At 60.3% G+C, this 17,410-nt stretch carries 16 protein-coding genes and 6 tRNA genes; 14 read left to right on the forward strand and 8 right to left on the reverse strand.

Features of this window, described 5'->3' with window-relative positions:
* The first annotated feature begins 7 nt into the window (after window positions 1-7).
* Window positions 8-1,024 (forward strand): quinone-dependent dihydroorotate dehydrogenase, encoded by a 1,017-nt coding sequence (locus ACXMYO_RS02975; protein ID WP_457807773.1) that lies wholly within the window; start codon window positions 8-10, stop codon window positions 1,022-1,024.
* 112 nt (window positions 1,025-1,136) lie between these two features.
* Here ACXMYO_RS02975 and rmf read toward each other — a convergent pair whose 3' ends face one another.
* A complete protein-coding gene (gene rmf, locus ACXMYO_RS02980; protein WP_086901243.1) occupies window positions 1,137-1,346 on the reverse strand; it encodes a ribosome modulation factor in 210 nt (69 codons plus the stop codon).
* 202 nt (window positions 1,347-1,548) lie between these two features.
* Here rmf and rlmKL point away from each other — a divergent pair, with 202 nt between their 5' ends.
* Complete coding sequence (gene rlmKL, locus ACXMYO_RS02985) at window positions 1,549-3,765, forward strand: bifunctional 23S rRNA (guanine(2069)-N(7))-methyltransferase RlmK/23S rRNA (guanine(2445)-N(2))-methyltransferase RlmL (protein ID WP_457809464.1); 2,217 nt, start codon at window positions 1,549-1,551, stop codon at window positions 3,763-3,765.
* On the opposite strand, the gene ACXMYO_RS02990 is transcribed toward rlmKL, so the two are convergent.
* Window positions 3,762-4,043, reverse strand: coding sequence for a hypothetical protein (locus ACXMYO_RS02990; RefSeq protein WP_438766688.1), 282 nt, complete (start codon window positions 4,041-4,043; stop codon window positions 3,762-3,764). The genes rlmKL and ACXMYO_RS02990 overlap by 4 nt on opposite strands.
* Window positions 4,044-4,216: 173 nt before the next feature.
* On the opposite strand from ACXMYO_RS02990, the gene pdxB reads away from it, so the two are divergent.
* Complete coding sequence (gene pdxB, locus ACXMYO_RS02995; protein ID WP_457807774.1) at window positions 4,217-5,368, forward strand: 4-phosphoerythronate dehydrogenase PdxB; 1,152 nt, start codon at window positions 4,217-4,219, stop codon at window positions 5,366-5,368.
* Between the two features lie 93 nt (window positions 5,369-5,461).
* On the opposite strand, the gene htpX is transcribed toward pdxB, so the two are convergent.
* The 5 genes from htpX to ACXMYO_RS03020 form a co-directional block, all read right to left on the reverse strand.
* Window positions 5,462-6,364, reverse strand: a complete 903-nt coding sequence (gene htpX, locus ACXMYO_RS03000; RefSeq protein ID WP_438766692.1) for a protease HtpX — start codon at window positions 6,362-6,364, stop codon at window positions 5,462-5,464.
* Window positions 6,365-6,498: 134 nt separating this feature from the next.
* Window positions 6,499-7,719, reverse strand: coding sequence for an aminotransferase class I/II-fold pyridoxal phosphate-dependent enzyme (locus tag ACXMYO_RS03005; RefSeq protein ID WP_438766693.1), 1,221 nt, complete (start codon window positions 7,717-7,719; stop codon window positions 6,499-6,501).
* A 167-nt stretch (window positions 7,720-7,886) separates the two neighbouring features.
* Complete coding sequence (gene ylqF, locus ACXMYO_RS03010) at window positions 7,887-8,807, reverse strand: ribosome biogenesis GTPase YlqF (RefSeq protein ID WP_457807775.1); 921 nt, start codon at window positions 8,805-8,807, stop codon at window positions 7,887-7,889.
* A gap of 123 nt (window positions 8,808-8,930) precedes the next feature.
* Complete coding sequence (gene msrB / locus ACXMYO_RS03015) at window positions 8,931-9,329, reverse strand: peptide-methionine (R)-S-oxide reductase MsrB (protein ID WP_438766695.1); 399 nt, start codon at window positions 9,327-9,329, stop codon at window positions 8,931-8,933.
* Window positions 9,330-9,478: 149 nt separating this feature from the next.
* Window positions 9,479-11,134: a gamma-glutamyltransferase family protein gene (locus tag ACXMYO_RS03020; RefSeq protein WP_457807776.1), complete on the reverse strand. Its 1,656-nt coding sequence runs from the start codon at window positions 11,132-11,134 to the stop codon at window positions 9,479-9,481.
* A gap of 286 nt (window positions 11,135-11,420) precedes the next feature.
* On the opposite strand from ACXMYO_RS03020, the gene ACXMYO_RS03025 reads away from it, so the two are divergent.
* The 11 genes from ACXMYO_RS03025 to ACXMYO_RS03075 all read left to right on the forward strand — a co-directional run bounded on the left by ACXMYO_RS03025 (window position 11,421) and on the right by ACXMYO_RS03075 (window position 16,186).
* Window positions 11,421-11,496: transfer RNA gene (locus tag ACXMYO_RS03025), tRNA-Glu, on the forward strand.
* Window positions 11,497-11,517: 21 nt separating this feature from the next.
* A tRNA-Gly gene (locus tag ACXMYO_RS03030) sits at window positions 11,518-11,592 on the forward strand.
* 75 nt (window positions 11,593-11,667) lie between these two features.
* Window positions 11,668-11,743, forward strand: a tRNA-Glu gene (locus ACXMYO_RS03035).
* Between the two features lie 13 nt (window positions 11,744-11,756).
* Window positions 11,757-11,831, forward strand: a tRNA-Gly gene (locus ACXMYO_RS03040).
* A 77-nt stretch (window positions 11,832-11,908) separates the two neighbouring features.
* Window positions 11,909-11,984 (forward strand) — tRNA-Glu (locus tag ACXMYO_RS03045).
* Window positions 11,985-12,302: 318 nt separating this feature from the next.
* Window positions 12,303-13,253 (forward strand): ATP-binding cassette domain-containing protein, encoded by a 951-nt coding sequence (locus ACXMYO_RS03050; protein ID WP_438766697.1) that lies wholly within the window; start codon window positions 12,303-12,305, stop codon window positions 13,251-13,253.
* On the forward strand, window positions 13,253-14,026 hold the full coding sequence (locus ACXMYO_RS03055) for an ABC transporter permease (RefSeq protein ID WP_438766698.1): 774 nt from the start codon (window positions 13,253-13,255) through the stop codon (window positions 14,024-14,026). Before ACXMYO_RS03050 ends, ACXMYO_RS03055 begins: the two co-directional genes overlap by 1 nt.
* Before the next feature lie 2 nt (window positions 14,027-14,028).
* The gene (queF, locus tag ACXMYO_RS03060) at window positions 14,029-14,853 is read left to right on the forward strand and encodes an NADPH-dependent 7-cyano-7-deazaguanine reductase QueF (RefSeq protein ID WP_457807777.1); all 825 of its coding nucleotides are present in this window, start codon (window positions 14,029-14,031) and stop codon (window positions 14,851-14,853) included.
* A gap of 14 nt (window positions 14,854-14,867) precedes the next feature.
* Complete coding sequence (locus ACXMYO_RS03065) at window positions 14,868-15,428, forward strand: NAD(P)H nitroreductase (protein WP_457807778.1); 561 nt, start codon at window positions 14,868-14,870, stop codon at window positions 15,426-15,428.
* An 82-nt stretch (window positions 15,429-15,510) separates the two neighbouring features.
* Window positions 15,511-15,598, forward strand: a tRNA-Ser gene (locus ACXMYO_RS03070).
* Window positions 15,599-15,892: 294 nt separating this feature from the next.
* Complete coding sequence (locus tag ACXMYO_RS03075) at window positions 15,893-16,186, forward strand: hypothetical protein (RefSeq protein ID WP_438766702.1); 294 nt, start codon at window positions 15,893-15,895, stop codon at window positions 16,184-16,186.
* A gap of 84 nt (window positions 16,187-16,270) precedes the next feature.
* Here ACXMYO_RS03075 and acuI read toward each other — a convergent pair whose 3' ends face one another.
* The gene (gene acuI, locus ACXMYO_RS03080; RefSeq protein ID WP_457807779.1) at window positions 16,271-17,257 is read right to left on the reverse strand and encodes an acrylyl-CoA reductase (NADPH); all 987 of its coding nucleotides are present in this window, start codon (window positions 17,255-17,257) and stop codon (window positions 16,271-16,273) included.
* Between the last annotated feature and the right edge of the window lie 153 nt (window positions 17,258-17,410).

The raw sequence follows: 17,410 nt of genomic DNA on the forward strand, positions 1-17,410 counted from the left end.
GTCTTTCATGTACAAGGCCGCTCGTGCGCTGCTGTTTCGTCTCGACCCTGAAACGGCCCATGGCCTGACGCTGTCATCGCTGGATCTGGCACATCGTCTTCATCTACAGCGTGCGCTGGTCTCTTCTCCGATTGAGGACCCGGTCACGTTGATGGGGCTTCGCTTTGCCAATCGGGTCGGGCTTGCCGCCGGGCTGGACAAAAACGCCGAGCATCTCGATGCGCTGGGCGCACTGGGGTTTGGCTTTGTGGAAGTCGGTACGGTGACGCCCCGGGCGCAATCCGGCAATCCCGCGCCGCGGTTGTTTCGTCTGCCCGAGCACGGCGCGATCATCAACCGCATGGGTTTTAACAATCAGGGTGTCGATCAGCTGGTGGCCAATGTGGCCCGCAGCCGCTATGACGGCGTCATCGGCATCAATATCGGCAAGAATCTGACCACCCCGGTCGAGCAGGCAGTAGACGACTACCTGACCTGTCTGCGGGCCGTGCACGGCCACGCCGATTATGTGACCGTCAATATCTCCTCGCCCAACACGCCCGGGCTTCGCAGCCTGCAGTTTGGCGAGCAGCTCAACGCACTCCTGTCGGCACTGCAGCAGGAAAACCGGTCGCTCAATCAGCGTCATGGCCGACAGGTGCCGCTGGCGGTCAAGATTGCGCCCGACATGAGCGAGCCGGAGACGGATCTGGTGGCGGCGTGTTTGAGAGACTGTGAGGTGGAGGCGGTTATTGCGACCAACACGACCGTCAGCCGCGACGCCATTTCAGGCAGTACCCACGCCGATGAGACTGGCGGGCTGTCAGGACGTCCGGTGAGGACGGCCTCCACGACGATCGTCAGGCGCTTGCGCGAAAGGCTTGCGGACATCACCATTGTCGGCGTTGGCGGCATCGATTGTGGCGAGGCGGCCGTGGAAAAGCGTCAGGCCGGTGCCGATCTGGTGCAGCTCTATAGCGGTCTGATCTTTGAGGGCCCGGCGCTTGTCGAGCAGTGCGCCCAGGCGCTGAAGGATATTTCCTGAGCAGAGTTGCCAAAAGTTCGAAGAAGAGCGGGAAGGGGCATGCAAGACCGGGCACGCTGATGACGTACCCGGATGTCATGTCATGCGATGGGCTCAATGGTACCGAGGCGGATCAGGTCGTCGCCATCGGATTGACGTGCAGACCCGAGACCCCTGTCATGCCGGACCATTGCGCTTCACGGCCTTCACGCCAGCCGCTCATCCAGGACTCGCGCATTTCGATACCCTGACTGGGGCAGTCATCTCTGGAACGTCCGGTCACACCGGCCTTGTAACCACTGACATAGGCTTTCTGGAAGGGATCACGTTTCTGTCTTTTCATTGGATAACCTCGCTTCACACAAAATAGTGTTTCGTCCCGTGGCAATGGCCGTACCACTACCGCAGGGGTCGTAGGTTGACAGCGATCGTGCGATCTTTCGTAGCTACCCCTATACCTTTACAGCAGCGGCCGGATGCTGTCGAAAATCGTTTTCATCTAAGCAAATCGCTTATTAATCTTTTCAGGAATATGACACCGCATGATGCCCTCCAGCACTGACCATTTACCGGATACGGCTCATGAGGAGCTCTCCTTTCTTGCCACCTGTCCGCGCAGCATGGAAACCCTGCTCTCCGAGGAGCTGACCGGACTGGGTGCCAACATCGCGCGCACCAGCGTCTCAAGCGTACACGGCAGTGCCACTCGCGATGTGCTTTACCGCCTGTGTCTGTGGTCACGACTGGCCAACCGCATCATCCTTGTGGCCGGTCGTTTCGAGGACGTGGAAGATGGCCCGTCGCTGGTGGCGGCCTCCCACAGCATCGAGTGGCATACCCTGATCGCGCCTGGTGCCAGCCTGCGTGTCGATTTTCACGGTGAAAGCGCCCAGATTCGCCACACCCGCTTCGGGGCGCAGTGCGTCAAGGATGGCGTGGTGGATCGTTTTCAGGATCATGGCCTGGCGCGACCGACCATTGATCCGGGGGCGGCTGATCTGCGTCTTTACGCGCATCTGCATCGTGGCCGGCTGGTGCTGGGCATCGATCTCTCCGGCGACAGCCTGCATCTGCGCGGCTATCGCCTGGAGGGCGCCAACGCGCCACTCAAGGAGAACCTGGCCGCCGCACTGCTGGTCCGCGCCGGCTGGCCGGCACGTGCCACTCGGGGAGAAAGCCTTTTTGACCCGATGTGCGGCTCGGGAACGCTTCTGATCGAGGCGACGCTGATGGCCTGTGACGTGGCGCCCAACCTGGCGCGTCCGCGTTTTGGCTTTCACGGCTGGGCCGGACACGACGACACGCTCTGGCAGGAAGTTCACGGCGAGGCAGCGCATCGGGCGCGCGTCGGCCGGCGCGAATGCCGGTTGACCCTGTGTGGTCGTGACCACAATCAACGGGCTATCGAGGCGGCCCGTGCCAACGCCGGCCGCGCCGGGGTCGAACAGCTTTTACACCTTGAGTATGCCGATGCGTTGTCAGCGCCTCCGACAATGGCGCCCGGGCTGGTGATCACCAATCCGCCCTACGGTGAGCGTCTTGGGGAGCTGCCGGCACTGATCAGTCTCTATCAGGGGCTGGGTGCGCTGCTGCGCGAGCATTTTGTCGGCTGGTCGGTGGCGCTTTTGACCGGGGCCCCGAAACTCGGCCACCGACTGGGCATGAAAGCCCATCGTCAGTACGCCTTCAAAAACGGCAGTCTGGACACCAAGCTGTTGCTGATCGACGTGCACGAGCGGGCGCGTCCGGAAAGGCAGGAGAACGAACAGGAACAGCGGGCGACACAGGAAAGCGACAATGCCGGCGCCGTGACCCACTCGGCCGGGGCGCAGATGTTTGCCAACCGGCTCAGGAAAAACCAGAAGCGTCTGTCGAAATGGCTCAAGCGCTCGGGCGTCGAGTGCTACCGCCTTTATGACGCGGACATGCCCGAATATGCACTCGCCATCGATATCTATGGGGCCTGGGTGCACGTGCAGGAGTACGCCGCGCCGCGCTCGATCGATGCCGGTCAGGCCGAGCGCCGTTTGCTGGAAGCGGTCGGCGTGCTGCCGGAAGTGCTGAACGTTTCGGCGGACTACATCTTTTTGAAACGCCGTGAGCGTCAGTCGGGACGGGCGCAGTACGAGCGCCGCGACAGCACCGGTCAGCGCTTTCAGGTAGGTGAGGGCAGCGCGAAACTCTGGGTCAATCTGCGCGACTATCTGGATACGGGGCTTTTTCTGGATCATCGCCCCGTGCGGCGCTGGCTGTTCGAGAACGCCGCCGGCAAGCGGGTGCTCAATCTCTTTTGCTATACCGCCACGGCCAGCGTTCAGGCCGCGCTGGGTGGGGCAAGCGAAAGCCTGAGCATCGACATGTCCAACACCTACCTGGGCTGGGCCGAAGACAACTTTCGACTCAATCGGTTCGACATGTCACGCCACCGGCTGATGCGTGAAGACTGCATGGCCTGGCTTGAGCGAACGGGGCCGCAGTTTGATCTCATCTTCATGGACCCGCCGACGTTTTCCAATTCCAAGAAAATGGACAACGTGCTGGATATACAGCGTGATCATGCCCACATGATCGACCGTGCCATGGCGCATCTGGCACCGGGCGGCACGCTGTTGTTTTCCAATAACCTGCGCCGTTTCAAAATGGATGAGAGCGTCAGCGAGCGCTTTGAAGTGAAGGCGCTGTCAAAGCAGATGCTGGATCCGGATTTCGAGCGGCGCCCTGATATTCATCACGTCTATCAGATTCGCCATCAAACGGATTAATGGGCGTCCAGCAGGGAGAGCTGGCGCACGGCGTCCCGGGCTTCAGGGGCGTCGTCGCTGGTTTCGAGCACCTTGGTAAACCCGCGCAGACGCTGGATATGGTCCACATCGCTGACCCAGGTCATGGCCTGGGTATAGTCTTCGGCCAGCGCGTGCTGGATGCCGCCGTAGGCGGTGCCGGTCTGTCCCCAGGCGCGGACAAAGATCCAGTCGCCGAACATGTCCTGATGAACGTGTACCAGCACGTAGTCATGGTCGCTTTCCCAGCGGATGATCAAGGCAGCGCTCCTGTGTAGTATTGGATACGAGGAAGATGAAGGCAGTGCTGGCGTTGACGCCGACAGGGCGCCGATTGTAACGGTCACGGGCGTTTCGACAAAGCAGAGCACACCGGCGGTCGTTCAGGGCGGGTGTATTATTCATTCATGGCAGTGCAGGTATCGATTGAATCATGCGTATTGTGGCAGATGAGAATATTCCGCTGGCCGAAGCCTTTTTTGCGGATTACGGCGAGCTGATACGGCTGCCCGGACGTGAGATGAGCCGTGAGCAGGTCCGTGATGCCGATATCCTGCTGGTGCGTTCGGTAACGCGCGTCAACGCCGAGCTGCTGGAAGGCTCGCGCGTGAAGTTTGTGGGCACCGCGACCATCGGGTGCGATCACGTGGATCAGGACTGGCTGGCGGAGCAGGGCATCGGGTTTGCCAGCGCGCCGGGCTGTAACGCTGATTCGGTCGGCGACTATGTGATCTCGACACTGCTGCTGCTCGGCGAGCAGGACGGCGTCGCACTCACCGACCGGCTGGTCGGTGTCGTGGGCGCTGGCAACGTGGGTGGACGACTGGTCGAGCGGCTTCGGTCGCTGGGTATCCGCTGTCTGGTCTGTGATCCGCCGCGCGCCGAGCAGGAGGGCAGTGAGGGCTTCACCAGCCTTGAATCACTGATCGAGCAGGTTGATGTGGTCTCGGTACACACGCCGCTGATTCGCGGGGGAGACCACCCCACGCATCACCTGCTTGGCGAGCAGCATATCGAGGCGCTGCGGACCGATCAGATCCTTATCAGCGCTGGCCGTGGCGACTGCGTGGATGGTCAGGCACTCAAGGCCCGGCTTGAACGCGACCCCGACCTGCGTGCGGTGCTGGATGTGTGGGAAAACGAGCCCGATATCGATGAAGCGCTGTATCGCCTGGCCACCATTGCCACACCGCATGTGGCCGGTTACAGCCTGGATGGCAAGCTGCGGGGCACCGAGATGCTGTATCAGGCCATGAGCCGACATTTTGGTCTACCGGTACGCAAGCGGCTGGGCCAGCTAAAGCCCGAGAACTGGCTGCGCCGCATTGCCATTTCCCGCCGCGCCCCTCCACAGGAAGCGCTGCTGCTGTGTGCGCGTACCTGCTATGACGTGCGCCGCGACGCGCTATTATTCGAGCGCTATCGACGCCAGTACGGCATGGCGAAGGGATTTGATTTGATGCGCCGCGAATACCCGTCGCGTCGCGAGTTCTCAACGCTTCGAGTCGAGCTCAAGCACAGCGCCGGCGCGGTGCGAGACGTGCTGGAAAATGCAGGCTTTGCCATACGCTCACCGCGCAAGTAGGCCTGACGATTGCCGTAATGGCATGCAGGTAAAAGGGGCTCGCCATATGGCGAGCCCCTTTTGTTTGACGCGAGAAGGTATCTCTATGACTTTTTACTGCTGGTAGGCTGCCTTTTTCAGGGCAGCGATGCGGTCGTCCAGCGGCGGGTGGCTGGCAAAAAGCTTTTCCATGATCTTGCGGGTCTGACCGGTAGTGATGGCAAAGGCGGTCAGGGAGTCCGGCATCTGATCGGGCATGTCCTGCTGCGCCTTGAGGCGTGCCAGGGCGTTGATCATGGCGCCACTGCCGGCAAGCCTTGCTCCGGCTTCATCGGCGCGGTATTCACGATAGCGCGAAAACCAGGCAACGATCACCGAGGCCGCCAGACCAAATACGATCTCCAGCACCATGACCACGGCGAAATAGCCCATGAACCCCAGCCCGCCGCCGCTGTCATCACGACGCAGAAAGCTGTCCAGCAGCTGTGCGGCCACACGGGCAAAGAACATCACGAAGGTGTTCAAAACGCCCTGGATCAGTGACAGGGTGACCATGTCGCCGTTGGCCACGTGGCCGATCTCGTGGCCCAGAACGGCGCGAACCTCTTCGGGGCGCATCTGATTAAGAAGTCCGGCCGAGACGCACACCAGCGCGTCGTTCTTGTTCCAGCCGGTGGCAAAGGCGTTGGCCTGCTGTGCCGGGAAGACACCTACTTCAGGCATCTTGATACCGGCATCGCGGGAAAGCTCGGCGACGGTGTCGTAAAGCCACTGCTCGTTGGCATTGCTCGGGCGGTCAATGATCTGGGCCTTCGTGCTCCACTTGGCCATCTTTTTGGACAGCAGTAGCGATACCAGCGAGCCGGCCATGCCGAACACAAAACAAAATATCAGCAGCGAGGTCATGTTGAGCCCGCTGCCGGCAAGATAACTCTCCACGCCAAGAAGGCGCAGCGTGATGCTTGCCACCAGCACTACTGCCAGATTGGTGGCAAGAAAGAGGACGATCCTCATCATGACCGGTGGTCTCCGTTGAAATGATACGTCAATTGGCCGCCCGTCCAGCGGGGGCGCGGCAGGCGCCAGCGACAGCCCTTAGATAAGTGCTGGCGCCGGGAGTTTCAATCACGCCTTAAGCATCGTTTAGGTGATCACGCCTGACGACGGCGGGCGAGGAACCGCCCCAGCCGGTCGATGGCGTCTTCAAGCTGGTCGGCCCAGGGCAGCGTCACGATGCGAAGATGATCGGGCGTGGGCCAGTTGAACGCCGTACCCTGCACCAGCAGCATCTTCTCTTCTAGCAGCAGATCCAGTACCAGCTGCTGATCATCCTTGATATCGTACATGGCCGGGTCGAGCCGCGGGAACATGTAAAGCGCACCGTGGGGCTTCACGCAGCTCACACCGGGGATCTCGTTGAGCTTCTCCCAGGCCGTGTCACGTTGAGCCAGCAGCCGGCCGCCGGGCAGGACCAGATCGTTGATCGACTGATAGCCACCCAGCGCCGTCTGAATGGCGTGCTGTGCCGGCACGTTGGCACACAGTCGCATGGAGGCCAGCATGTCCAGGCCCTGGATGTAGTCCCGGGCATGACGCTTTTCACCCGAGACGATCATCCAGCCGGCGCGAAAACCGGCGCAGCGATAGCTCTTGGACAGCCCGTTCATGGTAATGATCAAAAGATCATCGGCCAGCGACGCCGTCGGGGTATGAAAGGCGCCGTCGTAGAGAATCTTGTCGTAGATCTCGTCGGAGAAGACGATCAGGCCGTGCTCGCGTGCCACCTGCAGCACGTTTTCGATGACCTGCCTTGAGTAGACGGCGCCGGTCGGGTTGTTGGGATTGATCAGCACGAGTGCCCGGGTGCGGGCCGTGACCTTTTGTCGAATATCCTCGATATCCGGCTCCCAGCCCTGACTCTCGTCGCAGAGGTAATGAACGGCCCTGCCGCTGGCGAGATTGGCGGCGGCCGTCCAGAGCGGGTAATCGGGTGCCGGTACCAGTACTTCGTCGCCGTCATCGAGCAGGGCCTGCATGGCCATGACGATCATCTCGGAGACGCCGTTGCCGACATAGATGTCCTCAATGCCCACCCCTTCTACCCGGTTGCGCTGGCACTCCTGCATGATGGCCTTGCGCGCCGAATAGAGGCCTTTTGAATCGCAGTAGCCCTGTGCGGTGGGCAGATTGCGCATGACATCCTGCAGGATCTCTTCGGGCGCCTCAAAACCAAAGGGTGCAGGGTTGCCGATATTGAGCTTCAGGATGCGATGCCCCTCATCCTCGAGCCGTTTGGCGTGCTCAAGTACCGGACCGCGAATGTCGTAGGAGACGTGGTCGAGCTTGTGGGATTTTTTAATCGGCGTGGTCATGCTGCTCAAGGGGTCCGCTGAAATGAAAGGGGACAGCCGTCGGCCGGCAGAGCGGCCTCGGTGGTTCTGCCATAACCATGAAAAATGACAGACATCAAAGGGTGCCTGTCATTCCAGCATACCGCGCCGTCTGCCCGTGATGCCATCGCTGTATCACGGGGCTGACATTACTGTTCGGCAGGGGCGTCATCGTCGAGAAAGTTTTCCCCTTTATTGAAGCGCTCGCGTTCGGCACGCATGGCTTCAATGCCTGCTTCATCGGGGATGTCGGCGGGCGTTTCCAGCGAAATGGGGCCCAGTTTGCCGCCGCGCAGATCCATCAGCAGCACCTCGGCGCCGCGATGCATATCGACTTCGCCACCGGCACGCAGGCCACCGCGACGGGTGGCAATCTCACGCACAATGGATTCACCGGTATCGCCCAGGGCGTCCAGCTTGTAGCGCGATCGAAGGGCGTCGGGATAACGCGCCGCCAGCGCCAGTGCTGCCACGGAGGCCACATCGACGTATTCCAGCGCGGTATCACGAATGGCACCGCTGGCGGCCAGTCGGTAGGCGCTGTTTTGATCTTCGATGCGCGGCCAGAGCACGCCGGGTGTATCGGTCAGGGCAATGCGCTGACCGATGCGGATCTTCTGCTGTCGTTTGGTGACGGCCGGCTCGTTGCCCGTTTTGGCAATTTTCTTGCCGGCGAGCGTGTTGATCAGGGTGGATTTCCCAACGTTGGGGATACCCATCACCATGACGCGAACATCACGGTCTTCACGGATATGGCCGGCCAGCTCATGGCAGAGCTTGTAGAGCGGTTTGAGCGCTCGGGTGTCGGTGGTCACCACGGCCATGGCGCGCACATCGGGCTGGGCGTCAAAGTGCTCGATCCATTCCCGCGTGACGGCCGGGTCGGCCAGGTCGGCGCGCGAGAGCAGCTTGAGCGACGGCTTGTGACGAATCAGATCCCCCAGCATGGGGTTGGCGCTGGAGTAGGGCAGACGCGCGTCCAGCACCTCAATGACCACATCAATTTCGGGCAGGGCTTCGCTGATCTGGCGTCTGGCCTTGTTCATATGCCCGGGGAACCAGCCCAGCATAAATTTCTCCTGTTGCCATGCAGTTGGGCGGGCACACTGCGCGCACCGCGATGATGGCCGCGCAGTGTACCCTGTCAGACGTCGATGCCGAAGCGCTCGACGCGGCCATCACGATATCCCGGGCTATTCGCCCTGATGAAACGTCATGGCCACCGAGTTGATGCAGTAGCGCAGCCCGGTCGTATCACGCGGGCCATCAGGGAAGACGTGGCCCAGGTGGGCATCGCAGCGTCGGCAGGTGACCTCGATGCGGCGCATGCCCATGGTGTCATCGGTGTGCTCTTCCAGCGCGGCATCGGCCAGCGGCCGGTCGAAGCTCGGCCAGCCGCAGTGCGACTCGAACTTGTGCTCGTTTTCAAACAGCGGGGCATTGCAGCAGACGCAGTGATAGATGCCCTGGACGGGCTCGACCTGGTAGTCGCCGGTATAGGGGCGCTCGGTGCCCGCCTGACGGGTCACGCGATACTGCTCGTCGGTGAGCGCCTCGCGCCATTCGCTGTCGCTTTTGTGTACCTTTTCCATGACATTCTCCTCGGTCCTTGTTCATGCCAGCCAGACGGCTGCCCGGACAGGCCGGCATCCTATCAGGATAGAACGGCGCACGCCTGTCCGCGGCAGTGACATGAATCAAACCGTATCACTCATCGCTGTATCGGGTGACAGGATGCCATTTAGACGCTGGCGGCGCCGCCATCGCTTCGCGGGTCGTGGGCACTTTCCAGCAGACCGTCAGGATGGTGCACGATGGCACCGGCGTGGCCCATGGTGTCGGTAAAGGTCTCGGGCAGGACTTCCACGTCGTGGCCGGCCTGTTTGAGCTCGTTGACCAGTGGCGTGTAGACGCGCGACTCCAGCTTTAAATTGGTGCTGCTTTCGCCCCAGGTGCGCCCCAGCAGCCAGCGTGGTGCTGCGATCGCCTGCTGCAGCGGCATGCCGTGCAGGGCGTAGCGCGAGAAAATGGCGGCCTGGGTCTGCGGTTGGCCTTCACCCCCCATGGTGCCATAGACCATGGTGCGCCCATCCTTGAAGCGTGCCAGTGCCGGGTTGAGGGTATGAAACGGTTTACGCCCCGGCGCCAGGGCCCGCAGGTCCTCCGGGTCCAGCGAGAAGCTCACGCCCCGGTTTTGCCACAAAACGCCGCTTTCGGGCAGCACCACGCCGCTGCCGAACTCCCAGTAAAGGCTCTGGATAAAGCTGACCGAGCGGCCTTCGCTGTCGACCGTCCCCATCCAGATGGTGTCCCCGGGCTCGGGCGTGTGTGGCCAGGCCAGCGCCTTTTGCGGATCGATCATCGAGGCTTCACGATCCAGGCGTTCACTGCTTAAAAGCGTCTGGAGACTCGTTGTCATACGCTCGGGGTCGGTAATGTATTGATCCCGCAGTATAAAGGCGCGCTTGGTGGCCTCGACCAGACCGTGCAGATGGGCGAAGCCTTCGCCGCTGTCGATGTTGAGCCGCTCGTAGAGGCCCAGAATCATCAGCGAGGCCATGCCCTGGGTCGGTGCAGGTAGATTGTAGAGCGTGGCATTGTTGAGCTCGACTTCCAGCGGGGTGACCACCTGTGCCTGGTAGTCGTGAAAGTCCTGCAGGCGAAGCGGGCTGCCCAGCGACTCGAGATCCTTTGCCATGCTGCGGGCCAGCTCGCCGCGATAAAAATCATCGAGCCCGGCATCGGCAAGGCGTTGCAGCGTGGCGGCCAGACGTGGCTGGCGCAGACGCTGACCTTCACGAGGTATTTCACCGTTAATCAAAAAGGATTCGTTGAAGCCGGGGCTTTGTGACAGGCGCTCAAAATGTTTGCGTGCCAGCGCTTCCTGGCTTCTGGAGACAGCGATGCCCTGTTCGGCGTAACGAATGGCATCTCCCATGATGGTGCCCAGTGGCAAGGGTGTGCCCCAGTCTGCACCAATATCGAGCGCCTTTTGCCAGCCGCTGATGGTCCCTGCCATGGTCAGGGCAGCTTTGGGCCCCCGTTCCGGAATGCCTGGCTGCCCAGCGTAAAAGTCGGTGCTGGCAAGTCCGGCCGCGTTGCCACAGGCATCGATGGCCACCGGCGCCTTGCCGGGTTCACTGATCAGCCAGAAGCCGTCGCCACCCAGCGCGTTCATGTGCGGGTAGGCCACCGCGATGGCAGAGGCTGCCGCCACCATGGCCTCGATGGCATTGCCGCCCTGTTTGAGTATGTCGCGCCCGGCATTGGCCGCCAGGTGGTGTGGCGCGACACAGCTGCCGCCCCCGTAGCTTCGCTGTGTGTTGAAGGCCGCGGCGGGCTGGAAGTCGGTGGTGGCCGGCGCCTGTTGGTCGTCTCGGGGCTGCGCACTGCTCATTCGGGGAAATCCCATGGTCAGGCCTGCCGTGGTAGACGCGGCTGTAGCGCTTAAAAATCTTCGACGCGTAAAGGACATCAGGCACCTGCGTTTTGTGAGTGAGTTTCACTTGATGCAAAAAACGCGCCAGATATCAGGTTGGTAGGGACGCTGCCTGACCAGAGAGGGGAGTGCCTTGCCGAAACCGGGCAAATCGATAAAAGTGATTCTGATGTCATGAGACATGCTTGACACATCTACGCTGCATGGGTAATATGCGCGCCACTCGGTGAGGCGAACCGGATACGTCCCATTCGTCTAGTGGTCCAGGACACCGCCCTTTCACGGCGGTAACAGGGGTTCGAACCCCCTATGGGACGCCACTCGCTTCATTGATGACCGGTGCGGGAATAGCTCAGTGGTAGAGCATCGCCTTGCCAAGGCGAGGGTCGGGAGTTCGAATCTCCTTTCCCGCTCCAATTTTGGTAGCGTAAAGCAGCAGAATCGTAAGCTGGAATGCCAGCCCGATCGATTTCCTTTTTCGCGCCAGATGCGTCCCGTTCGTCTAGTGGTCCAGGACACCGCCCTTTCACGGCGGTAACAGGGGTTCGAACCCCCTACGGGACGCCACTTCTTGTTTCAAGCGGGAATAGCTCAGTGGTAGAGCATCGCCTTGCCAAGGCGAGGGTCGGGAGTTCGAATCTCCTTTCCCGCTCCATTTTCGATTAAAGATCAAATAATCCGTATCATTGCCTGACAGACAGGTCTGATCGGTTTTTCTGATCGAGCCAATACGTCCCATTCGTCTAGTGGTCCAGGACACCGCCCTTTCACGGCGGTAACAGGGGTTCGAACCCCCTATGGGACGCCACCCGGCTTTCTTGTTTCCCCTTGCATATCGCTTTGATGTATCGCCCCTTGCACATTCATGCAGGGCAGGGTTTGTTGTCTGCTTTTTTGTAGCTGAACAGTGCTGACCGCTGCGGGTTCGACTATTATTGCTGCCTGGCAAGACGCATCCCTGTCAGCGCCGGACCATGGCGTTTCAGCAAGGGATGCTTTCATTTCACCCCCTTTCGGGGCGTTTCTCTATCGCCGCCTTTTCTGCCCTGTCCTGACGGGGTGAGGTAGCACACCTTCTGGTACGTGCATTTGCGGCGATATTTTCGATCGTCATGGAGTTCTGACTGTGCCTGCTGCCCTCTCCATAAGAGGCCTTACCAAGGTTTACGACAATAGTTTTCACGCCCTCAAGGGTATCGATCTGGAAGTGCCCCAGGGCGATTTCTTCGCGCTTTTGGGTCCCAACGGCGCCGGCAAGTCCACAACGCTTGGGGTGGTCAGTTCGCTGGTGCGCAAAACCGCAGGCGAGGTGTCGATCTATGGCATCGACGTTGACCGTGATTTTGCCCGTGCCCGCTATCATCTCGGTGTCGTACCCCAGGAATTCAACTTCAACCAGTTTGAAAAGGTTGAAGATATCGTGCTGACCCAGGCCGGCTATTACGGCATTCCGCGCCGTCAGGCCGAGGAGCGCGCTCATCAGCTGCTGGAGGATCTCGGGCTGTGGGACAAGCGCCACGACGCAGCGCGAATGCTCTCCGGCGGGATGAAGCGACGTCTGATGATCGCGCGTGCCCTGATTCATCGGCCGAAACTGTTGATTCTCGATGAGCCCACAGCCGGTGTGGATATCGAGCTGCGCCGCAGCATGTGGGAGTACATGAAGCGCATCAACGAGCAGGAAGGCACCACCATCATCCTGACGACGCACTATCTGGAAGAGGCGGAAAGCCTGTGTCGCAATATCGCCATCATCAATCACGGCGAAATCGTGCATAACACCAGTATGCGAGAGCTTCTGGGACAGCTTAGTCGCGAGACCTTCGTGCTGGATCTGGCCTCACCGGTAGCGCAGTGTCCGGTCATCGAAGGCTTTGACGTGGAACGCCTTGATGACTCTCAGCTGACGCTGTCGGTCGACAAGGGGCAGCGCATCAACGACGCCTTTGCGCGGCTGAGCGAGCAGAATATCGAGGTGGTCTCGATGCGCAATCGTGCCAACCGGCTCGAGGAGCTTTTTGTGCGCATGGTGGAAGGCAGCAACAGGACAGAAGGGCAGCAGGGAGGCATTCGCTGATGAACGCTCGACAAAAGCTGGTGGCGCTATGGACCATCGTGCGCAGCGAGATTCGCCGTTTCATGCGGATCTGGCCGCAGACGCTGCTGCCGCCCTCCATCACGATGACGATGTATTTCATCATCTTCGGCAATCTGATCGGTTCACGTATCGGCCAGATGGATGGGGTCGATTACATGGATTACATCGTGCCCGGTCTGATCATGATGTCGGTCATTACCAACAGCTACTCCAACGTGGCGTCCTCGTTTTTTGGCAGCAAGTTTCAGCGCAGCGTCGAAGAGATGATCATCTCGCCCATGCCCAACTGGCTGGTGTTGTCGGGATTTGTGATCGGCGGTGCCGCGCGCGGGCTGGCGGTAGGCATTATCGTCACGGCCGTGTCGCTTTTTTTCACCGATCTGCAGATTCAGCATCCGATTCTGACCGTGCTGGTAGTGATCATGACGGCCGTGCTCTTTTCCATCGGCGGCTTTATCAATGCGCTGCTGGGCAAGAAGTTTGACGACATCTCGATCGTGCCCATTTTCGTGCTGACCCCGCTGACCTATCTGGGGGGCGTGTTCTATTCGATTCACACCCTTCCGGAGTTCTGGCAGAACGTTTCTCTGATCAATCCGATTCTGTATATGGTCAACACGTTCCGATACGGTATTCTTGGCGTTTCCGATATCAATGTTGGCGCAGCTGTCGGAGCCATCGCGGTGTTTATCGTGATTTTCTTCTCCGCGGCCATATGGCTGCTGCGCCGTGGCAAGGGGCTGCGTAGCTGATCATGAGCGACGACCTGACAGATGCACCACTGGGGCAGACCAGTGCCTACATCACCGAGTACGACCCGTCACTGCTGTATCCCATCGCGCGCAGTGTCAATCGGGCGTCGCTGGATCTTGACGAGGACGATCTGCCCTTCGAGGGAGAAGACGAGTGGCAGGCCTTTGAGCTCTCCTGGCTGACGCCGACCGGCAAGCCGGTAGTAGCCATTGCCCGCTTTCGAGTGCCTGCCGGCTCGACTCACCTGATCGAGTCCAAGTCCTGGAAGCTCTATCTCAATAGCTTCAACCAGACCCGATTTGCTTCTTCCGTTGAGGTGCGCCGGGTGCTCAGGCAGGACCTGTCGCGAGTAGTGGATGCCGAAGTGGAAGTCACGCTGTTTGGCGTGGATGACATGGCACTGGCCCCCGGGCGCTTGCCCGGTCTCTGCCTGGACGATCTCGAGGTCGAAGTCGATACCTATCAGCCTGATCCCGAGCTGATCATTACCGACAACGAGATTGTCGAAGAGACCGTGCACTCGCACCTGCTCAAGTCCAACTGCCCGGTTACCGGTCAGCCCGACTGGGGCAGCGTGCTGATCCGCTACCGCGGCCCGGCGCTCGATCATCATGCGCTTTTGGCCTATATCATCTCCTTTCGCGAGCATCAGGAGTTTCACGAGCACTGCGTCGAGCGCATGTTCATGGACATTTTGCGCGAGGCCGAGCCGGACCAGCTGTTGGTCATGGCGCGCTACGTGCGCCGCGGCGGACTGGATATCAGCCCCTGGCGGTCACTGCCCGGCGAGACCCCGATCAAGACACTGCGCTTGATGCGTCAGTGAGACAGGAGATGCACATGGATGCCACGGCACTGCTGCTGGACCGTCAGTCCCACGGCAAGCTGAACGGGCCGGCGCCTACCGCCGAGCAGATGTCGATGATCTATCGCGCCGCTTTGCGGGCGCCGGATCACGGTGAGCTGCGTCCGTGGCGCTTTATGGAGTACACAGGCGCCGGGCGTGAGACGCTCGGCGCACTGTTTGCGCGTGCCGAGCAGGCGGATAACCCTGACGTCAGCGACAAAACGCTCGACAAGGCGCGCAGTAAACCTCTGCGAGCGCCGGTGGTCATTGCCGTTGTGGCGGCTGTAAAAGCCAACCACAAGGTGCCGCGCATCGAGCAGGTCATTTCGGCCGGCTGTGCAGCGCATGCCATGCTTTATGCCGCACATGCCCAGGGGCTGGGTGCCATGTGGCGTACGGGAGATTTTGCCCATCATCGGCATGTGCATCAGGCGATGGGGCTTGGTCGGGACGATGAGCTCGTGGGGTTTTTATACCTGGGTCATTGTGTCCGGGGCGATCGATCCCTGAAATCGCTCGATCCTGCCGATTTTGTCGAACGTATCAGCACTTAGGCGCATCCGTGCTTGCAATCACCAAGCCATCATGTCAGGATGTGCGCCGTTCTCGCAGGTAATCCTGCGCGGATGACAATGCGGAGGGGTGTCCGAGTGGTCGAAGGAGCACGCCTGGAAAGTGTGTAAGCCGCAAGGCTTCGAGGGTTCGAATCCCTCCCCCTCCGCCACAAATTCAGAATGAGCCGGCTCCTGTAGCCGGCTTTTTCGTGTCTGGAAGGCTGGACCGGACGACAGGGCGTTTCCGGCGTGCTGAAGAGCAGGGCGTTTCGCCGTTGAGGATTTCGTATTCGAGACACCCTGGCAAAAAAATCAGGCCAATACCTGGTTGTCCTTTTTGTGTCTTCACGGCCAGCGCGACCAGAGTAATAAGGTTGTTACCGGTGGCGTAACGAAAATCCTCCTGTCCGACAGCGCGTTTCCGGTCCATTCTTGAGAAGCAGACAGATGACTCGGGAGAGACCATGCGTTATTTCTTCAACTATCAGTACCTTCCAAAGGGCGCCGAGCAACCGGTTGATACCGGCGACGCCGTTCAGATTACCGACGAGCAAACGGCGAAGCCGCCGACTCTGCCGGCCGTGGGTGATTACGTGCGCATCAACCATGTTGGTGTCGAGGAAAAAAGCTTCGCCGGTCGGGTGAAAAGTCGCCTGTTTGAGTATCAGGTCAGTGATGAACAGTCGGATCTTCATCGCTGCATGATCAATGTCGTTGTGGAAGAAACCGACGATGACTGGGGAAAGCTGATCAAGTAGCAAAGGCAGGGCAAGACTCTGGGGCGCTCGGTGATTCGCCGAGCGCCTTTTTCATGCATCGACCTCTGATCTGTTTCTCGAGTCCTAACGGCTAACGTCGACCACCAGTCGGCCACGGACCCTGCCGGCAAGAAGGTCGTCAGCGGCGCTGATGGCGTTTGAAAGACCGATTTCCCTGGTTGTGGTGTCAAGCATATCGGTATCGATCTCGCTGGCCAGTCGCGACCAGGCCGTTTGGCGCTCTGTCTGGGGTCTTGTAACGCTGTTGATGCCCAAAAGCGTGACGCCCCTTAAAATGAACGGTGCCACGGTGGCCGGAAACTCCATTCCCTGAGCCAGACCGCAGGCAGCGACCAGCCCGTTTTCATGCGTGTGAGCGCAGGCATTGGCCAGCGTATGGCTGCCTGCCGAGTCGATCACGCCTGCCCAGCGTGTCTTGCCCAGAGGTCGACCCGGTGCAGAGAGCTCATCGCGATGAATGATCTCCGAGGCACCCAGCGCCTTGAGGTAGTTTTGCTCTTCGGTGCGCCCGGTGGCGGCAACCACTCGGTAGCCTTGCCCTGCCAGCAGCATGATGGCGAAGGTGCCTACGCCGCCGCTGGCGCCGGTGACAAGCACGTCGCCCTGATCGGGTGTCAGGCCGTGGCGTTCCAGCGCCATGACACTCAGCATGGCCGTGTATCCTGCGGTACCGATCGACATGGCCTGTCTGGCATTCAGGTTGTCAGGGAGGCGTGTCAGCCAGGCAGAGTTTACGCGCGCCTTCTGTGCCAGCCCGCCCCAGTGCTTTTCACCAATGCCCCAACCGTTGACCAGTACGCGATCACCGGGTGACCAGTCAGCGCTGTCGCTGTGCTCTATCACGCCGGCAAGGTCGATGCCGGGCACCATCGGAAATTGACGCACGACTGCGCCCCGGCCCGTCATGGCCAGGGCGTCCTTGTAATTGAGCGTGCTCCAGTCGATACGCACCTGCACGTTCCCTTCAGGTAGCGTCTCAGGGGCGAGCTCGGTCACCGCTGCATTCGTGGATTGATCTTCTGTCCTGGTAATCACGATGGCACGAAACATGACGCTCTCCTTTGTCGGCTAACTCCAAAAGGGTATCACTACCGAAAGCCATGACGGTGATGAGCGTTTGTTGAGGCAGCTATTGCGACCCGGGTTGGCAGCCGGCCCGAAAGGCAGCAAACGGTGTGGATGATGACGGCGTATTCAAACGGT

Source organism: Kushneria sp. EE4, assembly GCF_977968315.1.